The organism is Mesorhizobium sp. M6A.T.Ce.TU.002.03.1.1 (assembly GCF_003997275.1).
Taxonomy (GTDB): Bacteria; Pseudomonadota; Alphaproteobacteria; order Rhizobiales; family Rhizobiaceae; genus Mesorhizobium; species Mesorhizobium mediterraneum.
The window spans coordinates 22,622-41,933 of sequence record NZ_RZTI01000029.1 but is presented as its reverse complement, the minus strand read 5'-3'; the positions used below and the strand labels follow the sequence as shown (position 1 = coordinate 41,933).

The 19,312-nt window shown below is 62.8% G+C and carries 20 protein-coding genes and 1 pseudogene; 15 read left to right on the top strand and 6 right to left on the bottom strand.

The window, feature by feature from the left end:
* The first annotated feature begins 18 nt into the window (after positions 1-18).
* The 6 genes from EOC93_RS11985 (at position 19) to EOC93_RS11960 (ending at position 4,697) form a co-directional block, all read left to right on the top strand.
* Positions 19-210 carry a twin transmembrane helix small protein gene (locus EOC93_RS11985; protein WP_095485991.1) on the top strand — a complete coding sequence of 64 codons (192 nt, stop codon included), beginning with the start codon at positions 19-21 and terminating at the stop codon, positions 208-210.
* 29 nt (positions 211-239) lie between these two features.
* Complete coding sequence (locus EOC93_RS11980; protein ID WP_127204705.1) at positions 240-821, top strand: cob(I)yrinic acid a,c-diamide adenosyltransferase; 582 nt, start codon at positions 240-242, stop codon at positions 819-821.
* Positions 822-846: 25 nt separating this feature from the next.
* Complete coding sequence (locus EOC93_RS11975) at positions 847-1,650, top strand: rhomboid family intramembrane serine protease (RefSeq protein WP_127204704.1); 804 nt, start codon at positions 847-849, stop codon at positions 1,648-1,650.
* A gap of 213 nt (positions 1,651-1,863) precedes the next feature.
* Positions 1,864-2,613, top strand: coding sequence for an electron transfer flavoprotein subunit beta/FixA family protein (locus tag EOC93_RS11970; protein ID WP_095485988.1), 750 nt, complete (start codon positions 1,864-1,866; stop codon positions 2,611-2,613).
* A 158-nt stretch (positions 2,614-2,771) separates the two neighbouring features.
* Entirely contained in the window at positions 2,772-3,701 is a 930-nt protein-coding gene (locus EOC93_RS11965; protein WP_095485987.1) for an electron transfer flavoprotein subunit alpha/FixB family protein, read from the top strand.
* A gap of 117 nt (positions 3,702-3,818) precedes the next feature.
* Positions 3,819-4,697 (top strand): 3-hydroxybutyryl-CoA dehydrogenase, encoded by an 879-nt coding sequence (locus EOC93_RS11960; protein ID WP_127204703.1) that lies wholly within the window; start codon positions 3,819-3,821, stop codon positions 4,695-4,697.
* A gap of 195 nt (positions 4,698-4,892) precedes the next feature.
* On the opposite strand, the gene EOC93_RS11955 is transcribed toward EOC93_RS11960, so the two are convergent.
* The 3 genes from EOC93_RS11955 to EOC93_RS11945 form a co-directional block, all read right to left on the bottom strand.
* Positions 4,893-5,531: an NrsF family protein gene (locus tag EOC93_RS11955; RefSeq protein ID WP_127204702.1), complete on the bottom strand. Its 639-nt coding sequence runs from the start codon at positions 5,529-5,531 to the stop codon at positions 4,893-4,895.
* A gap of 1 nt (position 5,532) precedes the next feature.
* Positions 5,533-6,084, bottom strand: a complete 552-nt coding sequence (locus tag EOC93_RS11950; protein ID WP_127204701.1) for a sigma-70 family RNA polymerase sigma factor — start codon at positions 6,082-6,084, stop codon at positions 5,533-5,535.
* Positions 6,085-6,186: 102 nt separating this feature from the next.
* Complete coding sequence (locus EOC93_RS11945) at positions 6,187-7,236, bottom strand: hypothetical protein (protein WP_126104758.1); 1,050 nt, start codon at positions 7,234-7,236, stop codon at positions 6,187-6,189.
* Between the two features lie 56 nt (positions 7,237-7,292).
* Between EOC93_RS11945 and EOC93_RS11940 the strand changes: the two genes are divergently transcribed.
* From EOC93_RS11940 to EOC93_RS11920, 5 genes are all read left to right on the top strand, one after another.
* A complete protein-coding gene (locus EOC93_RS11940; protein WP_126104757.1) occupies positions 7,293-7,952 on the top strand; it encodes a GNAT family N-acetyltransferase in 660 nt (219 codons plus the stop codon).
* Positions 7,949-9,160, top strand: coding sequence for a cytochrome P450 (locus tag EOC93_RS11935; protein WP_127204700.1), 1,212 nt, complete (start codon positions 7,949-7,951; stop codon positions 9,158-9,160). The genes EOC93_RS11940 and EOC93_RS11935 overlap by 4 nt, the downstream gene beginning before the upstream one ends.
* A 211-nt stretch (positions 9,161-9,371) precedes the next feature.
* Positions 9,372-10,379, top strand: coding sequence for an iron ABC transporter substrate-binding protein (locus EOC93_RS11930; RefSeq protein WP_127204699.1), 1,008 nt, complete (start codon positions 9,372-9,374; stop codon positions 10,377-10,379).
* Positions 10,380-10,555: 176 nt separating this feature from the next.
* On the top strand, positions 10,556-12,142 hold the full coding sequence (locus tag EOC93_RS11925) for an iron ABC transporter permease (RefSeq protein WP_164547103.1): 1,587 nt from the start codon (positions 10,556-10,558) through the stop codon (positions 12,140-12,142).
* Positions 12,139-13,221, top strand: coding sequence for an ABC transporter ATP-binding protein (locus EOC93_RS11920; protein WP_126104753.1), 1,083 nt, complete (start codon positions 12,139-12,141; stop codon positions 13,219-13,221). Before EOC93_RS11925 ends, EOC93_RS11920 begins: the two co-directional genes overlap by 4 nt.
* A 35-nt stretch (positions 13,222-13,256) precedes the next feature.
* Here EOC93_RS11920 and EOC93_RS35350 read toward each other — a convergent pair.
* Positions 13,257-13,904 (bottom strand): annotated as a pseudogene (locus tag EOC93_RS35350) (ATP-binding cassette domain-containing protein); the annotation flags it as partial.
* Between the two features lie 29 nt (positions 13,905-13,933).
* A complete protein-coding gene (locus EOC93_RS11905; protein ID WP_127204698.1) occupies positions 13,934-14,620 on the bottom strand; it encodes a TlpA disulfide reductase family protein in 687 nt (228 codons plus the stop codon).
* Between the two features lie 35 nt (positions 14,621-14,655).
* Between EOC93_RS11905 and argH the strand changes: the two genes are divergently transcribed.
* The 3 genes from argH to lysA all read left to right on the top strand — a co-directional run bounded on the left by argH (position 14,656) and on the right by lysA (position 17,813).
* Positions 14,656-16,056: an argininosuccinate lyase gene (gene argH / locus EOC93_RS11900; protein ID WP_126104751.1), complete on the top strand. Its 1,401-nt coding sequence runs from the start codon at positions 14,656-14,658 to the stop codon at positions 16,054-16,056.
* 229 nt (positions 16,057-16,285) lie between these two features.
* Positions 16,286-16,492 (top strand): lipoprotein, encoded by a 207-nt coding sequence (locus tag EOC93_RS11895; protein WP_095485974.1) that lies wholly within the window; start codon positions 16,286-16,288, stop codon positions 16,490-16,492.
* A 52-nt stretch (positions 16,493-16,544) separates the two neighbouring features.
* Positions 16,545-17,813 (top strand): diaminopimelate decarboxylase, encoded by a 1,269-nt coding sequence (lysA, locus tag EOC93_RS11890; RefSeq protein ID WP_126104749.1) that lies wholly within the window; start codon positions 16,545-16,547, stop codon positions 17,811-17,813.
* Positions 17,814-17,907: 94 nt separating this feature from the next.
* On the opposite strand, the gene EOC93_RS11885 is transcribed toward lysA, so the two are convergent.
* A complete protein-coding gene (locus EOC93_RS11885; protein ID WP_126104748.1) occupies positions 17,908-18,210 on the bottom strand; it encodes a metalloregulator ArsR/SmtB family transcription factor in 303 nt (100 codons plus the stop codon).
* Positions 18,211-18,260: 50 nt separating this feature from the next.
* On the opposite strand from EOC93_RS11885, the gene EOC93_RS11880 reads away from it, so the two are divergent.
* Positions 18,261-19,202, top strand: a complete 942-nt coding sequence (locus EOC93_RS11880; protein WP_126104747.1) for a threonine/serine dehydratase — start codon at positions 18,261-18,263, stop codon at positions 19,200-19,202.
* Positions 19,203-19,312 lie beyond the last annotated feature (110 nt).

Genomic DNA, 19,312 nt, shown 5'->3' with positions numbered 1-19,312 from the left:
ATCGACTGGAAACACACTATGGCAACCGTCTTCAACATCCTCGCTGTCCTCGTCATGGTCGCCGTGGTGATCGTGCTGATCCGCGGCCTCATCAACATGATGCGCGGCGGCTCCGCGATGACCTCCAACAAGCTGATGCAGACGCGCGTCTTGCTGCAGTTCGTGGCATTGGTGCTGATCATGCTGGCCGTCTGGTTCACCCGCAAATAAAGGCGACCTGCGATTTCGGGAGGCAGAGCGTGGTCAAGCTCAACAAGATCTACACCCGCACCGGCGACGATGGCACCACCGGCCTCGGCACCGGCGAACGGCGGCTGAAATCCGATCTGCGCATCGACGCCTACGGCACGATCGACGAAGCCAATGCCTGCATCGGCATGGCCCGCATCCACACCGCGGCAACATATCCGGCGATCGACGCGATGCTCGGCCGCATCCAGAACGACCTTTTCGACCTCGGCGCCGATCTGGCCGTGCCGGACGACGGCAAGCCGCTCGGCTATGAGCCGCTGCGCATCACCGCGGTGCAGACCGACCGTGTCGAAAAGGACATCGACCTGCTCAACAAGGATCTGCAGCCGCTCAAATCCTTCGTGCTCAACGGCGGCACGCCGGCGGCGGCTGCCCTTCACCTCGCCCGCACGGTGGCACGGCGGGCCGAGCGCATCATGGTGGCGTTGACGCAGGACCCAGGCGAGCATGTCAACCGCGAGGCGATAAGATACATCAACCGCGTGTCGGACTTTCTGTTCGTCGCCGCGCGCACGGTCAATGACAATGGAAACGCCGACGTGCTATGGGTTCCCGGCAAGAACCGCTGAATCTGCCGAGGCGGGAGGGGGTCCGATGTTCATCCCGCTTTACGACACCAACCGGCTGCGCCACATCAAGCTGCAATATGTGACGATCGGCCTGATCGCGCTCAACACGCTCGTCTACTTCGCCACCGCGCTTGGCGGCGAGCAGTTTTCCAACGCTGCTGTGCTGGGCCTTGGCTTCATCCCGTCGGTCGTCCACGACAGCGTGGAACTGGCTCCGCAGTTTGTCGTCATCCCGGAGAGCCTGAGCTACGTCACCTATTCCTTCCTGCATGCAGATATTTTCCACCTTGGCGGCAACATGCTGTTCCTCTGGGTGTTCGGCGACAATGTCGAGGACGCGCTCGGCCACATCCGCTTTCTCGTCTTCTACATGCTGTGCGCCATCGCTGGCGCCTTCTTCCAGGGCCTGATCGCGTGGGATTCGCAGGTTCCGCTGATCGGCGCCTCGGGCGCCATTGCCGGTGTGGTTGCCGCCTATCTGATCCTATATCCCCGCGTGAAAATATGGGTGCTGGCCTTCGCCCGCATCCCGCTGCGCATCCCGGCCTTCATACCGCTCATCCTGTGGATCTTGTTCCAGATCGTGATGTTCGCCGCCGGCGGCGAGGATCAGGTTTCCTGGGCATGCCATGTCGGCGGCATCATCGCCGGGGCCGTGCTGGTGCTCATCTTGCGCAACCGCGCCGTGCCACTGCTTGCCGGCGCGGACGAAGAGGCCGTGGTGGTCGCCGGCCAGGTGCCTGTTGCCGCAGAGCCGGCGCCAAGCGACCCGCTGCCGGCGCAGCCGGCGCCGCGCTGGGGACGGGGAAGCGCCTCCAGTCCGGACTGAACCGATTTGAGTGCGTCGCGGATGATTTGCGCGCGCCCCAGATATTGACGTGCGGGGTCGCCGCAACTACGGAAGCTTTCCCACACTAGGCGGTCGGAGACTAGAATTCCGCCCGGAATGTCGGCTTTCGACAACTCTGAAGGGGCGCACGCTGCTATAGCGCGCTCAATTTATCTTGGAAGAGGTTGCTATCGTGAAAGAGGTGACAGGCAAATGAAGATCCTTGTGCCCGTGAAGCGGGTTGTGGATGCGAATGTGAAGGTTCGTGTGAAAGCTGACGGTTCGGCGGTGGAACTCGCCAACGTCAAGATGGCGATGAACCCGTTCGACGAGATCGCGGTCGAAGAGGCGATCCGGCTGAAGGAGGCCGGCAAGGCCGAAGAGATCATCGTTGTCTCGATCGGGCCGCAGCAGGCGCAGGAGACCTTGCGCACCGCACTCGCCATGGGCGCCGACCGTGCCATTCTGGTCAAGACCGACGAGCAAACCGAGCCGCTGGGTGTCGCCAAGGTGCTGAAGGGCGTGGTCGAGGCGGAACAGCCGGGTCTCGTCATTCTCGGCAAGCAGGCGATCGACGACGATTCCAACCAGACCGGCCAGATGCTGGCCGCACTTCTCGGCTGGGCGCAAGGCACCTTCGCTTCCAAGATCGTTATCGATGGCGACAAGGCCAAGGTGACGCGCGAGGTCGATGGCGGCCTGCAGACGGTGGAGCTGAAGATGCCGGCGATCGTCACCGCCGACCTTCGCCTCAACCAGCCGCGCTACGCCTCGCTGCCCAACATCATGAAGGCCAAGAAGAAGCCGCTCGACGAGAAATCGCCCGCCGATTATGGCGCCGACGTCAAGCCGCGGCTGAAGGTGATCAAGACCGAGGAGCCGAGCGGCCGCAAGGCGGGCGTCAAGGTCAAGAGCGTCGCCGAGCTGGTCGATAAGCTGAAGAACGAAGCCGGCGTGTTGTAGGAATTCATGTGATGCCGGCCTGCAAACGGCAGGGTTCTCCGCTTCCGGTGCTCACGTACTGAAGTACGCTCCGCTCCGGTTCTCGAACCCAACCGTTTTCGACTCGGCCTGACATGAATTTGAGACGTCCCCACTGAAGTGGATCAAGGAATAGAGAGATGACAATTCTTCTGATTGCCGAACACGACAATGCGACACTTTCCGACCAGACCGCCAAGGCGCTTTCGGCAGCACTGCAGGTCGGCTCGGACGTGCATGTGCTGGTCGCCGGCAAGGGTGCCAAGCCGGCAGCGGACGCCGCCGCCAAGCTCAAGGGCGTGGGCAAGGTGCTGCTCGCCGAAGCCGACGAGCTCACCGAGCGCCTCGCCGAACCGCTGGCGGCGCTCGTCGTCAGCATAGCCGGTGCCTATGACACGATCATCGCGCCGGCGACCTCGTCGGGCAAGAATGTCGCGCCGCGCGTGGCGGCTCTGCTCGATGTCGCGCAGGTGTCCGAGATCATCGAAGTGGTGTCGTCAGACACCTTCAAGCGGCCGATCTATGCCGGCAACGCCATCCAGACGGTGCAGTCGAGCGACGCCAAGAAGGTCATCACCGTGCGCACTGCCTCCTTCCAGGCCACACCCGAGGGCGGTTCCGCCCCGGTGGAGACGGTCCAGGCGGCGGCCAATCCCGGCCTGTCGATCTTCGTCGAGAACAGGCTTTCCGAGACCGATCGTCCGGAGCTGACTTCGGCCAAGATCATCATCTCGGGCGGCCGCGCGCTGGGCTCTTCGGAGAAATTCCAGGAGGTCATCCTGCCGGTCGCCGACAAGCTCGGCGCCGCCGTCGGCGCCTCTCGTGCCGCTGTCGACGCCGGCTACGCGCCGAACGATTGGCAGGTCGGCCAGACCGGCAAGGTGGTGGCCCCCGATCTCTACATCGCCGTCGGCATCTCCGGCGCCATCCAGCACCTCGCCGGCATGAAGGATTCCAAGGTCATCGTCGCCATCAACAAGGACGAGGAAGCGCCGATCTTCCAGGTCGCCGACTACGGTCTCGTCGGCGACCTTTTCGTCATTATGCCGGAACTGCAAAAGGCGCTTTGACGCTATCTGGCAAAGCGTATTAAATAGTGAGGGGTGGGGTAGACGAAGTCACCCCGCCCTTTTAGTTTGCACCGCACAAAAAGCAGGCCGCAAAGGCCTTTTGACGGGATCGGTGTAATGAGCAAGATCGAGACGATCGGCATCATCGGCGCGGGCCAGATGGGTGGCGGCATCGCCCATGTGTCCGCGCTTGCGGGCTACAAAGTGCTGGTCTACGACATCTCACCCGACCGCATCGAAAAGGGCATCGCCACGATCAGCGGCAACATGGCCCGCCAGGTCGGCTCCGGCAAACTTGAGGAAAAGCTGCGCAATGACGCGATGGCGCGCATTTCGGCAGCGCCCACCATGGCCGACCTTGCGGGTGCCGATCTGGTGATCGAAGCGGCGACCGAGGACGAGACGGCCAAGCGCAAGATCTACGCCCAACTCTGTCCGCAGCTCAATCCCGAAGCCATCCTGGCGACGAACACCTCGTCGATCTCGATCACACGTCTCGCCGCGCAGACCGACAGGCCGGAGCGTTTCATCGGCATCCATTTCATGAATCCGGTTCCACTGATGAAGCTGGTCGAACTGGTGCGCGGCATCGCCACCGAGGACCAGACCTTCGAAGCGGCAAAGGCCTATGTGAACCATCTCGACAAGACGATCACCGTCTCGGAGGATTTTCCGGCCTTCATCGTCAACCGCATCCTGCTGCCGATGATCAACGAGGCGATCTACACGCTTTATGAGGGGGTCGGCTCGGTCGACGCGATCGACACCGCCATGCGGCTCGGCGCCAACCATCCGATGGGACCGCTGCAGCTCGCCGATTTCATTGGCCTCGACACTTGCCTGTCGATCATGCAGGTGCTGCATGACGGCCTGTCGGATTCGAAATATCGCCCCTGCCCGCTGCTGGTGAAATATGTCGAGGCCGGCTGGCTCGGCCGCAAGACCGGGCGCGGCTTCTACGACTATCGCGGCGAGCATCCCGTTCCGACGCGCTGAAGCATTTTTGCAGCCAAGCGGAATCACTTGGCGTCGCAGAAATTTGGCTAAGCGACGTGCGTCCATTTGGGTGCACGAAGTACACGCTGAATTCTCGTATACGAGTATCCGAACATCGTGCTTCCCGGAAATCGAATCCGAGTTCCGGGCCGATGCGCTTACCGCGCACCTATTACTCCGATCGTGGCCCCGTCGTTACCAGCGTACGAAAAGCCGCCCGCCGAGCGCGCCGAGCGCGGCGAGGACGGCAATCGCCATCGTGTACCAGGTGGCGACGAAAAGCGGCGAGTCGTCGAAGCAGTGTGCGGCATAGAAAGTTGCCGCCAGCCCACCGGCGAGCAGGCCCGCCACCGTTCCGGCCAGCACCGGCCGCGTCGGCGCGCCATAGCGCAGCACCGCTATGAAGACGGCAAGCGGACCGATGCCGATCAGCGGAATGGACGTCAGGCAGATAACCATGTTGCTGCCGACCAGCCGCGTGCCCCAGTCGGCCGCAGGCACGGAAAGGAGCTCCAGAACCACCGCAACGATCACCAGCAGCGGTGCGGCAATCATCCAGGCCGCCGCCCTGCCTGTCGATGCACTGGGTGTGGACAGGGCCCGGATCAAGGCGAAGGCGCTGACGGCCAGAGCAGTCGTGAAGACGAACTTGGAGAGGAAGCGCATCGTATGCATGGCGGTCGCGATGTCGGCACGCGGACCGATCGTCAGCCAGAAAACTATAGCCGCAATCACCGCCGTCGCTCCGGCGGCCACCCACCAGGCCGAGCCAAGCGGCATCGTCGTGCTGCGGGCATCGGCGTCAAGCGCCTTGATGAGATCGTCGGTCCTCATGTCATTCACGCCCGAATTGTTTGGCCCCGAACCGTTTGGCAATGGCGGCAAGTCCGCGATGCAGCGACACGCGCACCGCCGTCTCGCTGATGCCGAACTTCGCTGCCGTCTCGCCGATGGAGCGGCCTTCGACCGATACAGACGAGACCACGGAACGCTGCGCCGGCGGCAGGCCGTCCAGCGCCCGGTTGATGTCACGCTCGCTGACTGTCTCGGCCTCCGGTTCGGCGAAGGTCTCGGCGATCTCGTCGATCTCGATCTCGACACGCCGCCCGCGCCGCCGAAAGGCGTCGATCAGCTTGAAGCGCGCAATGGCGTAGACCCAGGGCAGCACAGCCAGATCCTGACGCCACGTATGCCGTTTCACATGAATGGCCAGCAAGGTTTCCTGCACGACATCCTCGGGATCGACCCCGCCCTGGACGATCTTGCGCCTGACAAAGCCGCGAACGAGAGCAGCCGTCCGGTGCAGAAAGTCGGCGTAAGCCCTTTCATCTCCCGCGATCGCGGCCCGCATCAGCCGGGAAAGCTCGGCCTCGTCCTTGCCGGTCACAAGAGTTCACTCCCGATATTCGCGCCTCGGCGCTGGTTTGTTACGTGGCCGGCGAAATAATGTCCAAGCCAAACTATGGGAATACGGAAGTTTGCGGGCGGCTCAGTGCCTCGAGCCGAGCACGAAATCCCGGACAAACCTCAGACCTTTGCGAACGACCAGCTTTCTGCGCCTTTTCCGATACTCGCGCCGCAGCGCGGCAAGAAACTCGAAATGCGTTCTGTCGATTTCCGCCGTCGATGACGGGTCGCGCGTATGCGGCAATGCCAAAAGAGCATCGGCATGCATGTTGGCGTAGGGCATTGAATCGTATTTGTCGAAAGGTGTTGGCGGATAACTAAGGACGGTGGGGTTGGTGTTGATTTCGAAAACCTGAATGCAGCCATCGACGATCGTGTAGTCGATCCGGCCATATCTGATCGAAGCCCTTTCGAAAATCGCCATCAGGTTCGGCGCGTGGGGATTGTCCCTTACATAATCCAGGTGCTGTTTTCTTGTAGCTTGCAGCATGCCCCTTCCAGGATCCTTGATGAACCATCCTTCGTTGGCAAAACAATGCTGTGCGTAGATCCTGTCGCCGACGCGATAGGCCGCGTATTTTCGGTACAGGCCATCGGGGCTGGCCTTCGATCCGAATTCGACCACCATTGGCCGGACGAACTTCATGTCAGGCAAGGCGGCGAGAGCATCGTCCAGTTCGCGACGCGCTTGCAATAGCCTTGGCGCCTTGTAAGCAGCGCCCGTCTCGTCGCGTAGAAAAACGGGATAGCGTATATCGTCGGGCAGAGCATCTGGCCGGTGGACCTGGAAATTGTTGATGCCGTCCGCAAACAGTTTGCGCAGCAAGTCAAAACGCTGAAAACTCTCGCGCGGATGATTGAGCTGAACGACGTGAGGTTGTTCCAGCTCCATCTTGCGGCCGAGCTCCGAGGCCGCATCGATTTCAACCTCACTCAGTCGGTCCATATCGGACCAGATTACCGTTCCCGCAGAAAGCGCCCCTAGAAGAGTTGCCTGCTCATAGGGGACCAGGCGAAAAAAGTTCTGCATATCTTTTCGATAGTAGAGAAGAAAGCTCGCCTGGGTGTAGGTATGCAGGCGATGGCAAACATAAAAAATCATGGGAAAATCAGCCGTTGCGGGGTCGCGCATGCACGACTAGCAAATAGGGATCATGCATTCTATACGGCATTGGCGGGCTGCCCTCCATGACAACGAAAAACATCAGATTTCATTCCCTCGACAAAGAAGACGTGCCGCGGATGGCCGAGATGGAGAATGCCGCATGGGGACCGCTTGGCGCTGGAGCGGACACTATCCGTCGTCGACTTTCCCTGGGGCATACGATGATCGCGGCGTCCGTTGATAATCTCGTCGCGGGCGCAATCTGCTTCGTAGAGACCAATCAGGATCCGCACGACACTGCAAAGTTTCCAAAGACCTTCTCCGCCTATTCTTCGATGCCCCGAAGTGAGCCTGCGCTTTCGCTCTATGTCTATAACCTCGGTGTGCGTCCGGAATTCAGGGGAACGGATATCGCGCGTCGTCTGCTTTCCGAATTGATCGAGCACGGACGCCGGGTCGGTGCACGCTGGTTGGTGGGAGACGGACGCTGCCCGTCCTACGCAGGCGCGCAGCACGACACCCCCGACAAGGTCCTTCCGGATCAGAAGTTCCGTGCGACCATCGACGACTGGCACCGCACCGGCGTGACGCCTCAAGTGAAATCCATAATCCGGGATCCGCTGCTGCGATTCTACCGACGGGTACTGAACTGCGAATTTCTGCATCTGGCGCCTGGATTTCTGCCGGAGGATGCAAGCTCCGGGGGCTATCGTGTTATCTTTGCGGTGGATGTCACCCAATGATATCAGCCAAGCTTTTCAACCCTTTCGCTCTCGGCAACGATCGGTTTCCAGAATTCGCGCGGCGCCGGGCGACCGGGGGAGCAGCTTGGGGCGAAGCACCTTACCCCGAAGTGGGCCAAGCGTATTACGTGTTCAGCCATGCCCTGGTTTCGAAGGCGCTGAAACACCCGTCGCTTTTGCAAGCGCCGCCCGGCGCTTACCAGGCGACCCGGCAAAAGATCACCGCTAATTACGCGCTCGATCTGCTGACGAAATCCATGATGTTGTCGGATCCTCCGCAACATCTACAACTTCGCCGCCCGCTCGCGGGATCGCTGACGCCATCCCTGAGTGCGCGTCTCTTCGACAGCCTGTTGTCCACAGCATTACATTTGACGCAAAAGGCCACGGAAAAACCAGACTTCGACGCAGTGCGCGATCTGGCCGTCCCTTTGTCGTTCTCAACTTTGGAGAACATCCTCGGCATTGATATCGATAACCCGTGGTCGATGGGAGAGGATGCACAATGCATGGCCAAAGCACTGGAGATGAGACCTGAAGGCGTGGACCCCGACGCCAATGATGCCTGCCGCCGGCTGGAACTCTGGGTGTCGTCCGCGATCGACAAGGGTGCGATACGGCCAAACGGCATGGCCGCGCAGATGCTAGCAGAGGTCGAAGCCGGCCGCTGGCACCGCGACGACGCCGTTGCCAACATCGTGTTTCTCCTTTTTGCCGGACAGGCGACGGTTGTCGACACGTTCGGCAACGCGCTTGTTGCGCTTGAATGCTTCCCCGACCAGCGGAAACTTCTTGAAGACGGACGCGTAAGCTGGCTGTCCGCAGCGGAAGAACTACTTCGCTATTGCGCTCCGGTTCACTATGCCGGAGCACGGATCGCTGCGAACGACTTCGATTTTGACGGTGTCGCCATCCGTGCCGGACAGGCTGTCGTCCCAGTGCTTGCCAGCGCCAATCGCGATGCGGCGGTTTTTCCGGCAGGCGACCAGCTGGACCTGAACGCCACCGTCTCCGCTACCCTCACCTTCGGCACTGGCTTGCATGTCTGTCTCGGGCAGCATGTCGCCCGGCTGGAGCTAGCCGCCCTGCTGGAGGCACTGTTCACAAAGGCTGGAGGCTGGCGCCTGGACCTTCCCAGGGTTGTCAGACGACCCTCGGTGCTGCTTTACGGCCTGCAAACCGCTCCCCTGGTTTTGCCTTTCGCGTAGAAAACGCCACGGAACACGACCAGCTCCCGGCGACGCTTTGCTGCGGCCAGAGGAGACACACGTGCCTGCTCACACAAAATTGTCCGTCCGGCGCGGCTTTCGCGTTTCGATACTTGATTAACGCAGTGGCCAATGTTGACTACACCGGTCAGGAATTGATAGGTGCAGCCTTGCTAAATCAAGACCATCGAGATCGAGAGGGATGACGTCCATGAAATATGCTCTTTCCGCCCTTGCCGGTGCCACAGCACTTGCAATCAGCCTGATCACCGGCCCGGCGATGGCCCAGGACGGCGGCATCGTCGTCTACAATGCCCAGCATGAGAGCCTGACTAATGCCTGGGTGGAAGGTTTCACCAAGGAAACCGGCATCAAGGTCACCGTTCGCCACGGCGGCGACAGCGATTTCTCCAACCAGATCGTCGCCGAAGGCGCCGCCTCACCTGCGGACGTGTTCCTGACCGAGAATTCGCCGGCTATGGCCCTGGTCGAGGCATCAGGCCTGTTCGCGCCGATCGATGCCGACACGCTGGCGCAGATTCCGCAGGAGTATCAGCCGGCCAGCGGCAAGTGGGTGGGCGTCGCCGCGCGCAGCACCGTCTTTGTTTACGACAAGACCAAGCTGACCGCCGAGCAGTTGCCCAAGTCGCTGCTTGATCTCGCCGATCCAAGCTGGAAGGGACGCTGGGCCGCTTCGCCCTCCGGCGCCGATTTCCAGGCGATCGTCAGCGCGCTTTTGCAGCTCAAGGGTGAGGCCGCAACGGCCGACTGGCTGAAGGCGATGAAGGAGAACTTCACCGCCTACAAGGGCAACAGCACGGTGATGAAGGCGGTCAATGCCGGCGAGGTCGAAGGCGGCGTGATCTATCACTATTACTACTACGGCGACCAGGCCAAGACCGGTGAAAACAGCAAGAACATCGGGCTCCACTATTTCAAGAACCAGGATCCGGGCGCGTTCGTCTCGGTTTCCGGCGGTGGCGTGCTGGCCTCCAGCAAGCACCCGAAGGAAGCCCAGGCATTCCTGAAATGGGTGACCGGCAAGGGTGGTCAGGAGGTGCTGAAGACCGGCAATTCCTTCGAATACGCGGTCGGCAAGGGCGCGGAGTCCAATCCGGCGCTGGTGCCGCTAGCCGATCTGCAGGCGCCGAAGGTCGACGCGACGACGCTGAACTCCAAGAAGGTGACCGATCTGATGACGGCAGCCGGCTTGCTTTAGTCGGCGTTCGTCCTAAAAGGGCAACCGACTGCGCTCCTGCGGGACTTCGCTTTCCGCAGGAGCGCTCTGTTTTTCGAGATGGCATTCGTCCATGACGACAGACTGCGTTTTTGGCCGCGTTTGCGACCCTTCGATCGTTTCCGCCACCGGGCGGCAGCGGCGCGGCGTCTGAGCTGATGCAGTCTGCGGCCGATCTTGCACGTTCAGGCTCGCCGACCGGCATGGTGGCTGGGCAATGGACGCGCCGGCGGCCCGTATCCTGGATTTCGCTCGCCGCCATCCTGGTCTCACTTTTCTCCCTGCTGCCGCTCGCCTTTATCATCTGGATTGCCGTGCAGACCGGCTGGGAAACCGTATCGGCATTGGTCTTCCGGCCACGCGTCGGCGAGCTCCTGGTCAACACCCTTCTTTTGGTGGTGCTGGCCGTGCCGATCTGCATCGTGCTCTCGGTGGCGCTGGCCTGGCTGACCGAACGCAGCGATCTTCCCGGGGCCCGCCTGTGGGCCTGGCTGTCGGTGGCGCCACTCGCCATCCCCGCCTTCGTCCACTCCTATGCCTGGATCACCCTGGTCCCGGGACTGCACGGCCTGTGGGCCGGCGTCCTGGTTTCCGTCGTCGCCTATTTCCCGTTCCTCTATCTGCCGGTGGCGGCAGCTTTGCGCCGGCTCGATCCTGCCCTCGAAGATGCTGCGGCAGCCGTCGGCCTCGGGCCGTGGCGCGTGTTCCGGCGGGTGGTCTTGCCGCAGCTCAGGCTCGCCATCTGCGGCGGCTCGCTGCTGGTCGGCCTGCATCTCCTGGCCGAATACGGCCTCTACGTGTTCATCCGCTTCGACACCTTCACCACGGCAATCGTCGACCAGTTCCAGTCGACCTTCAATGGACCGGCCGCCAACATGCTGGCGGCGGTGCTGGTTACATGCTGTCTCGTGCTGCTCGGGATCGAAGTGCTCGTGCGCGGCGAGGAGCGCTATGCCCGCGTCGGCTCGGGCGCAGCGCGTCCCCTGCAACGCACAAGGCTCGGCCGCGCCACCATCCCGTGCCTGCTGCTGCCGGTGGTCACAGCGTTGCTGGCGCTGGGCGTGCCGTTCGTCACCATCGGCCGCTGGCTTGTGGCCGGCGGTGCCGATGTCTGGCGGTTCGACGAGATCGGCCTGGCGCTCGGCCAGACCCTGTTCCTGGCGCTCGCCGGCGCCCTGCTCGCTACCGTCGCCGCCATGCCGATGGCCTGGATCTCGATCCGCGCGCCGGGACCGCTGCAGCGTCTTCTGGAAGGCTGCAACTATATCGTCGGCTCGCTGCCCGGCGTCGTCGTGGCGCTGGCGCTGGTCACCATCACGGTGCGCATCGCTCTGCCGCTCTACCAGACCCTGTTCACGATCCTCGTTGCCTATGCGCTGATGTTCCTGCCGCGCGCCCTGATCAGCCTCCGGGCGTCGATCGCGCAGGCGCCGGTCGAGCTCGAACGCGCCGCCGCAAGTCTCGGCCGATCACCGCTCAAGGCGCTATGGTCGACGACGATCCGCCTGTCGGCGCCGGGTGCCGCGGCGGGCATGGCGCTGGTGGCGCTCGGCATCATGAACGAATTGACCGCCACGCAGATGCTGGCGCCCAACGGCACTCGCACGCTGGCGATGGCGTTCTGGGCCCACAGCGGCGAGATCGACTATGCATCCGCCGCACCCTACGCTCTCATCATGGTGGCGATGTCGCTGCCCCTGACCTGGCTGCTCTATGTCCAGTCGAAGCGGATGGCCGGACGATGAGCTTCCTCGAACTCACCGATGTGCACAAGCACTACGGCCCGGTGGCCGCATTGGCCGGCGTCGATCTCAGCGTGGCCAGTGGCAGCCGCACGGCGATCGTCGGGCCGTCTGGCTGCGGCAAGACGACCTTGCTGCGGCTGATCGCCGGCTTCGAGCCGCCGGACCAGGGCCGCATCGTGCTCGACGGCGAGGTACTGGCCAATGGCGGCGCCGCCGTGCCCGCATATCGGCGCAGCATTGGCGTGGTGGCGCAGGACGGCGCCCTGTTCCCGCATCTGACCATCGCCGCCAATATCGGTTTCGGCATGGGACGTCACGAGGACAAGCGCGCCGAGCGCATCGTCGAGCTCGCCTATATCGTCGGGCTCGACAAGGCGATCCTGAAGCGCCGGCCGCACGAGCTCTCCGGCGGCCAGCAGCAGCGTGTGGCGCTGGCCCGCGCCATGGCCATGAAGCCTCGGCTGATGCTGCTCGACGAGCCGTTCTCGGCGCTCGACACGGGTCTGCGCGCCTCGATGCGCAAAGCTGTGGCCGAGCTTCTGGAGGCCGCCGGCATCACCACGATCCTGGTCACGCACGACCAGGCCGAGGCGCTGTCCTTTGCCAGCCAGGTCGCGGTGATGCGCGACGGCAAGTTCTCGCAAATCGGCACGCCGCGCGAGCTCTATCTCAAGCCGAAAGACAGGATGGTTGCCGAGTTCCTCGGCGATGCCATCATCCTGCCGGCAAAGATATCAGACGGCTTCGCCAGCTCGCCGCTCGGCCGCATCGCCGTCGACAGCACCGAGCGGCGCGATATCGCCCGCATCATGCTGCGGCCGGAACAGGTGCTGTTGAAACGGACGTCGCGTGAAGGCATGTCGGGCACGCCGGACATGCTGTTCGGCGAGGTCATGGAGTCCGAATTCGCCGGCTCGATGTGCACTATCGCGGTGCGGCTCTTGAACAGTCCCGATCCGCCGGACGCAGCCGCGATCGGCAACACGCCGTTGATCCTGCGCAAGCCGGGCATGGACACGCCGGTGGTTGGCGAGATCGTCCGGCTGACTGTGTCAGGAAAGGCGCATGTGTTTGCCTGAACGGGCGCCCCGGCCCGCCGGAACGGTTCCCGCGCTCAGGCGACGCGGGCATCCGGCGTGACGATCTCACCGGTCGCCTTTGAATAGACGGGCCATTGCTCGAGGAAGTCGCAGCCATGCACCACCACCCGTCGGCCGGCAGTGTCGACGAGGATGACCGCGTATGACGGGGGCGCCTGCTCGACCACCTCATCGCCCACCAGATCGAGCACGAACCTGGCGTGCAGGCCGCGTTGCGCCGTAAACGGAATGCCGGCGACCGTGCCCGCAATATCGCGATGAACATGGCCGAAGAAGATATGGCCGACATTTCCATGGCGCTTGAGCAGGTCCAGGAACCGTCCGGGGTTCTCGAGGCCGAGCAGATCAAGCTGCCGAAGCCCGCTTGCGAGCTTGCGGATTTCCGAGCGCATCTGCACACGCAGCTTGGCGTCGAGATTGGAGAGCGGCTCGTCGAACAGAAAGACCTTCGGCTCGCGGATCATGGCGCGCCCCATGGCGACGCGCTGGCGCTGGCCGCCCGAAAGGGCCGCCGGCTTGCGGTCGAGCAGCGGTTCGAGCTCCAGCATACGGGCGACCGCGCGGATGCGCTCTGTACGTTCAGCGCTAGCAACACCCGCCACTTTCAGCGAATAGCCGATATTCTGGGCGACGCTCATATGCGGGTAGAGCAGACCGAAATCCGTTGCGATTGCCGTGCGCCCATGGGCGCCTAGTCCGACTTGGCGAGTGCCGTCTCGACCAGCCGCTTGGCGTCCGGTCCCGACCATTCGGCCGGGCCGTTCATATGGGCGATCAGGCAGCCTTCACCGTCGATCAGCATGGTGACCGGCAGGCCGAGCGCCAGGCCGCGCGTCTTGAGATCGTTGAACAGCGCCATCGTCGAATCGCGGTAGTAGCCGAGCGACGTGACGCCGGTTTCCTCAAGGAACTTTTTCGGCTTGGTGTCGTCGCCGACATCGACATTGACCGCGACGACCTCGAAGGCGTCGCTGCCCATTTCTTTCTGCAGCGCGTCGAGCGCCGGCATTTCGGCGCGGCAGGGCGCGCACCATGTCGCCCACAGATTGAGCAGCACCGTCTTGCCGGCATGGTCGGCGAGCGTCATCGGCTTGCCGGCGGGATCGTTGAAGGCAAGGCTTTTCAGCGATTGCGGCGGATCGGCCGGCAAAAGTGCTGCAACCTGGCCGGTGGCAGCCGCCGCAACCGTCTTGGCGCGGTCGGCCTTGGCAGTGCAGGCGGCATCGTCCTTTCTGTCGCCAACGGCAACTTGAGCGGGCGCGTTGTTGCCAGAACCGCTCTCGCTGACATATACCGCGACCGCGCCAACCAGCACGCCCGCCACCAAAGCGGCGAGGATGAGGCGCGGGGCCGGGAAAAATCTATTGCCGTCTGCCATTTTCTAAAAACTGCTCCGGAGCACGGGTTATAGCGATGAGCGACAAGAAGGCCAGCAACCAGATGTGGGGCGGACGTTTTGCCTCGGGTCCGGCCGCGATCATGGAAGCGATCAACGCGTCGATCTCGTTCGACCGCAAACTCTACGCGCAGGACATCAGAGGCTCGATCGCCCATAGCGAGATGCTGGCGCAAACGGGCATTATTTCGGCGGCCGATCAAGAAAAAATCGCTCACGGGCTGAACACGATCCTGGCAGAGATCGAGGCGGGAAAGTTCGAGTTTTCGACCAGGCTGGAAGACATCCACATGAATGTCGAGGCTCGCCTTGCCGAGCTGATCGGCGCGGCCGCCGGCCGCCTGCATACCGCCCGTTCGCGCAACGACCAGGTGGCGGTCGATCTCAGGCTGTGGGTCAAGGACGAGTGCTTTCGCGTCGCCGAGGCGCTGAAGGGCCTGATAGCGGCGTTCCTGGAGCGGGCCGAGGAGCATGCGGCGACGGTGATGCCGGGCTTCACCCACATGCAGGCGGCGCAGCCGGTGACCTTCGGCCATCACTGCATGGCCTATGTCGAGATGTTTTCGCGCGACCTGTCGCGTGTACGCGACGCCATCGAGCGGATGGACGAAAGCCCGCTCGGTGCGGCCGCCCTTGCCGGCACCAGCTTTCCGATCGACCGGCACAAGACGGCTAAGGCGCTCGGCTTCCGCGAGCCGATGCGCAATTCCCTGGACAGCGTTTCGGACCGCGATTTCGCGCTGGAATTCTTAGGGCTGGCGGCAATCTGCGCGACGCATCTGTCGCGGCTTGCCGAAGAGATCATCATCTGGTCGACGCCGCAATTCGGCTTCGTCAGGCTATCGGATAGTTTTTCCACCGGCTCCTCGATCATGCCGCAGAAGAAGAACCCCGACGCGGCCGAGCTGGTGCGCGGCAAGACCGGCCGCGTGACCGGCCATCTGGTCGGTCTGCTCACGGTGATGAAGGGCATGCCGCTGACCTATGGCAAGGACATGCAGGAGGACAAGGAATCCGTGTTCGACGCCGCCGAGACGCTCGACCTGATGCTGGCGGCAATGACCGGCATGGTGCGAGACATGACGGTGAACGCCGCCGCCATGAAGAAGGCCGCCGGGTCAGGCTATTCGACCGCGACCGACCTTGCCGACTGGCTGGTGCGCACGCTTGGGCTGCCGTTCCGCGAGGCGCATCATGTCACCGGCCGCGCGGTGGCCCTGGCCGAAGAGAAGAAGATCGGGCTCGACAGGCTGCCGCTGGAAGACTTGCAATCCATTCACCCCGGCATCACGGCGGACGTGTTTTCGGTGCTTGCCGTGCAGAACTCGGTGAAGAGCCGCACGAGCTTTGGCGGCACCGCGCCGTCGGGAGTGAGGAAGCAGATCCGGTACTGGAAAAAGCGCATCGCCAAGGCGTGATGCTCGTGCGGCGAATCCGAAATTCGCATCACGTTGGAGCAGCGCGGCGAGCGAATTTCGGATTCAAAAAGCCGCACGAGTTAATTATGAATTCTAGTGTGGTTTTGGATTTGAAGTTCCTTAACGCGAATGCCATCAAAGACAGGAACTTCAAATCCACCACACTAGGTGCAATGCCAGCAAAACTCAGCTAAAAGCGGCGGGCAAAAGTTTCGGACGGATGGCACGAATGACCGCAAGCAGGATTTTGGTGACGCTGACGCTGCTGGCGGCGCTGGCGACCGTAACGGCCTGTGGCAGGAAGTCCGGGCTCGACACGCCCTATGAGGCGGCCGTGCAGGCTCGCAAGGACGCCGAAAAGGCCAAGCAGCCCGTGCCGCCCGAGCCGGAAAAACCGGTCGAGGACAAGAAGTTCATCCTCGACCCGCTGCTCTAGAGACGATGAGATCGGCCGATCTCATCGTGCTCCAACTTCCGGAACCACTCTTGTGAACCATTTCGACTACCGCGACGGCGTGCTGCATGCCGAGGACGTGGCGATACCAGATATCGCTGCAAGCGTCGGCACGCCGTTCTATTGCTATTCGACGGCGACGCTGACTAGGCATTTCCGCGTGTTTGCGCAGGCCTTTGCCGGGCTCGACGCGCTGGTCTGCTATGCCATGAAGGCGAATTCCAACCAAGCGGTGCTAAAGATCCTGGCAAAACTCGGCGCCGGCGCCGACGTGGTCTCGGAAGGCGAACTGCGCCGCGCGCTAGCCGCCGGCATTCCGGCCAACAAGATCCTGTTTTCGGGCGTCGGCAAGACCGCGCGCGAAATGGATTTTGCGCTTTCGGCCGGCATTCTGTGTTTCAATGTCGAATCCGAGCCGGAGCTTGAATTGCTGTCGGCCCGCGCCACGGCACTGGGCAAGGTGGCGTCGGTCTCGCTGCGCATCAACCCGGATGTGGATGCCAAGACCCACAAGAAGATCTCCACCGGCAAGGCCGAGAACAAGTTTGGCATCCCCTGGCAGAAGGCGCGCCAGGTCTATGCCCGCGCAGCCGAACTGCCTGGCATCAAGGTCACCGGCATCGACACCCATATCGGCAGCCAGATCACCGAATTGCAGCCCTTCGACGACGCCTTCGCGCTGCTGGTGGAGCTGGTCGGCGTGCTGCGCGCTGACGGGCACGCCATCGAGCATATCGATCTCGGCGGCGGCCTCGGCATTCCCTACCGCGTCGATAACAGCCCGCCTCCCTTGCCAGACGCTTACGCCCAGATCGTCAAGAAGCACGTCACGAAGCTGGGATTGAAGGTGATGTTCGAGCCGGGCCGGCTGATATCAGGCAATGCCGGCATCCTTGTCTCGCAAGTGATCTTCGTGAAGGAGGGCGACGCCAAGAATTTCCTGGTTGTCGACGCCGCGATGAACGATCTGATCCGGCCGACGCTTTACGACGCCTTCCATGACATCAAGCCGGTGGTGCAGCAGCCGCCTGCGGCACCGCGCATGACGGTCGACGTCGTCGGCCCGGTCTGCGAGACCGGCGATTATCTCGGCCTCGACCGCGACCTGCCCCGGTTGAAGGCCGGCGACCTGATCGCCATCGCCACCGCCGGCGCCTATGGCGCGGTGCAGGCCGGCACCTACAACACCAGGCCGCTGGTGCCCGAAGTCCTGGTCGACGGCGACCGTTTCCATGTCGTGCGCCCGCGCCAGACGTATGACGAGCTGATCGGGCTGGATTCGCTGCCAGATTGGCTGGAATAGATCATGATCCCGAACCGAAGGTCCGCGTCAGCGAAAAGTGGGAATCGGTTTTCGGAAACGATCATGGTCAAACAAAAATAGAGCGCCGGCAGCGCTACAGCCGGTGCTGAATCAACGCCCTGGTCTCGGCAATCCTGCCCTCGTCGCGGCGATAGAATGTCCACTGCTTGATGCGTTTGCTGCTGAGAAGGCCGGCCTGGGTGAGCACCCGCATATGCTCGCTGAGCGTCGCTTGGGTGATCCCAAGCTTTTCGGCGATCAGCAGCGCGCAGACGCCGTCCTCGACCAGGTCGCCATCCGCTTGGCGTGGAAAATGCGCGCGCGGGTCCTTCAGCCAATCGAGTATTTGCAGCCTGCGCTCGTTGGCGATCGCCTTGAAGACATCGACCTCTTGCATTTAGCCATTTTGCTAAGTTACTAAGTGATGTCAACCCTTGGGAGCAGGCCATGCTGAACGGCAATATGATCACACGCGAACGCATCGCCGCAATGGAACCGCGCATCCGGCCATTCGTGCGCCACACGCCGGTGCTGCGTGTCGACATGGCCGATTTCGGCCGTCCGCCTCTTAGCCTCGACCTGAAGCTCGAATGCCTGCAGCATTCCGGCTCGTTCAAGGCGCGTGGCGCGTTCACCAATCTTCTCGAGCGGCCGGTTCCCAAGGCTGGCGTCGTCGCCGCATCGGGCGGCAATCATGGTGCCGCGGTCGCCTATGCCGCCATGCGGCTCGGCCACAAGGCGACCATCTTCGTTCCCGAAGTGAGCCCGCCGGCCAAGCTGGAACGCATCCGCGGCTACGGCGCAGAGCTGGTCGTCGGCGGCGCGCGCTATGCCGAGGCGCTGGCCGCCAGTGAAGACTTTGCCGAAAGGTCCGGCGCGCTGCAGATCCACGCCTTCAACCAGGAGGAAACGCTGGTCGGTCAAGGCACGCTTGGCCTCGAGATCGAGGCCGACCTGCCCGAGCTCGACACACTGCTGGTCGCCGTCGGTGGCGGCGGCCTGATCGGCGGCATTGCCGCCTGGTTTGCCGGCCGCATCAGGATCATCGCGGTCGAGCCCGAAGGTGCGCCGACGCTTTATCGCGCCTTCGAGGCCGGCCGGCCCGTCGACGCGCCGGCGGAAGGCATCGCTGCCGACTCGCTGGCGCCCAAGCGCGTCGGCGAAATGATGTTTCCAATCGCCGAGGCTTTCGTCGAGCGTTCCATACTGGTCAGCGACGACGAGATCATCGCCGCGCAGGTGGCGCTTTGGGACCGGGTGCGAATCATCTCCGAGCCGGGCGGCGCTGCGGCTTTCGCGGCGGTCCTGTCCGGCCGCTACGCGCCGGCTGCAGGCGAGCGTGTCGCCGTGCTGGTCTGCGGTGCAAACGCCAATCCGGCTAAATTCTGACGATAACAGGGGCAGTCCTGTTCACGTTTTAGGGAACTGCCTCGCCTTCGCCGTGTTTCTTGGTATGTTTGGAGCGACGAGCATCTAAGACTTTGAGTCCTTCGCATCCG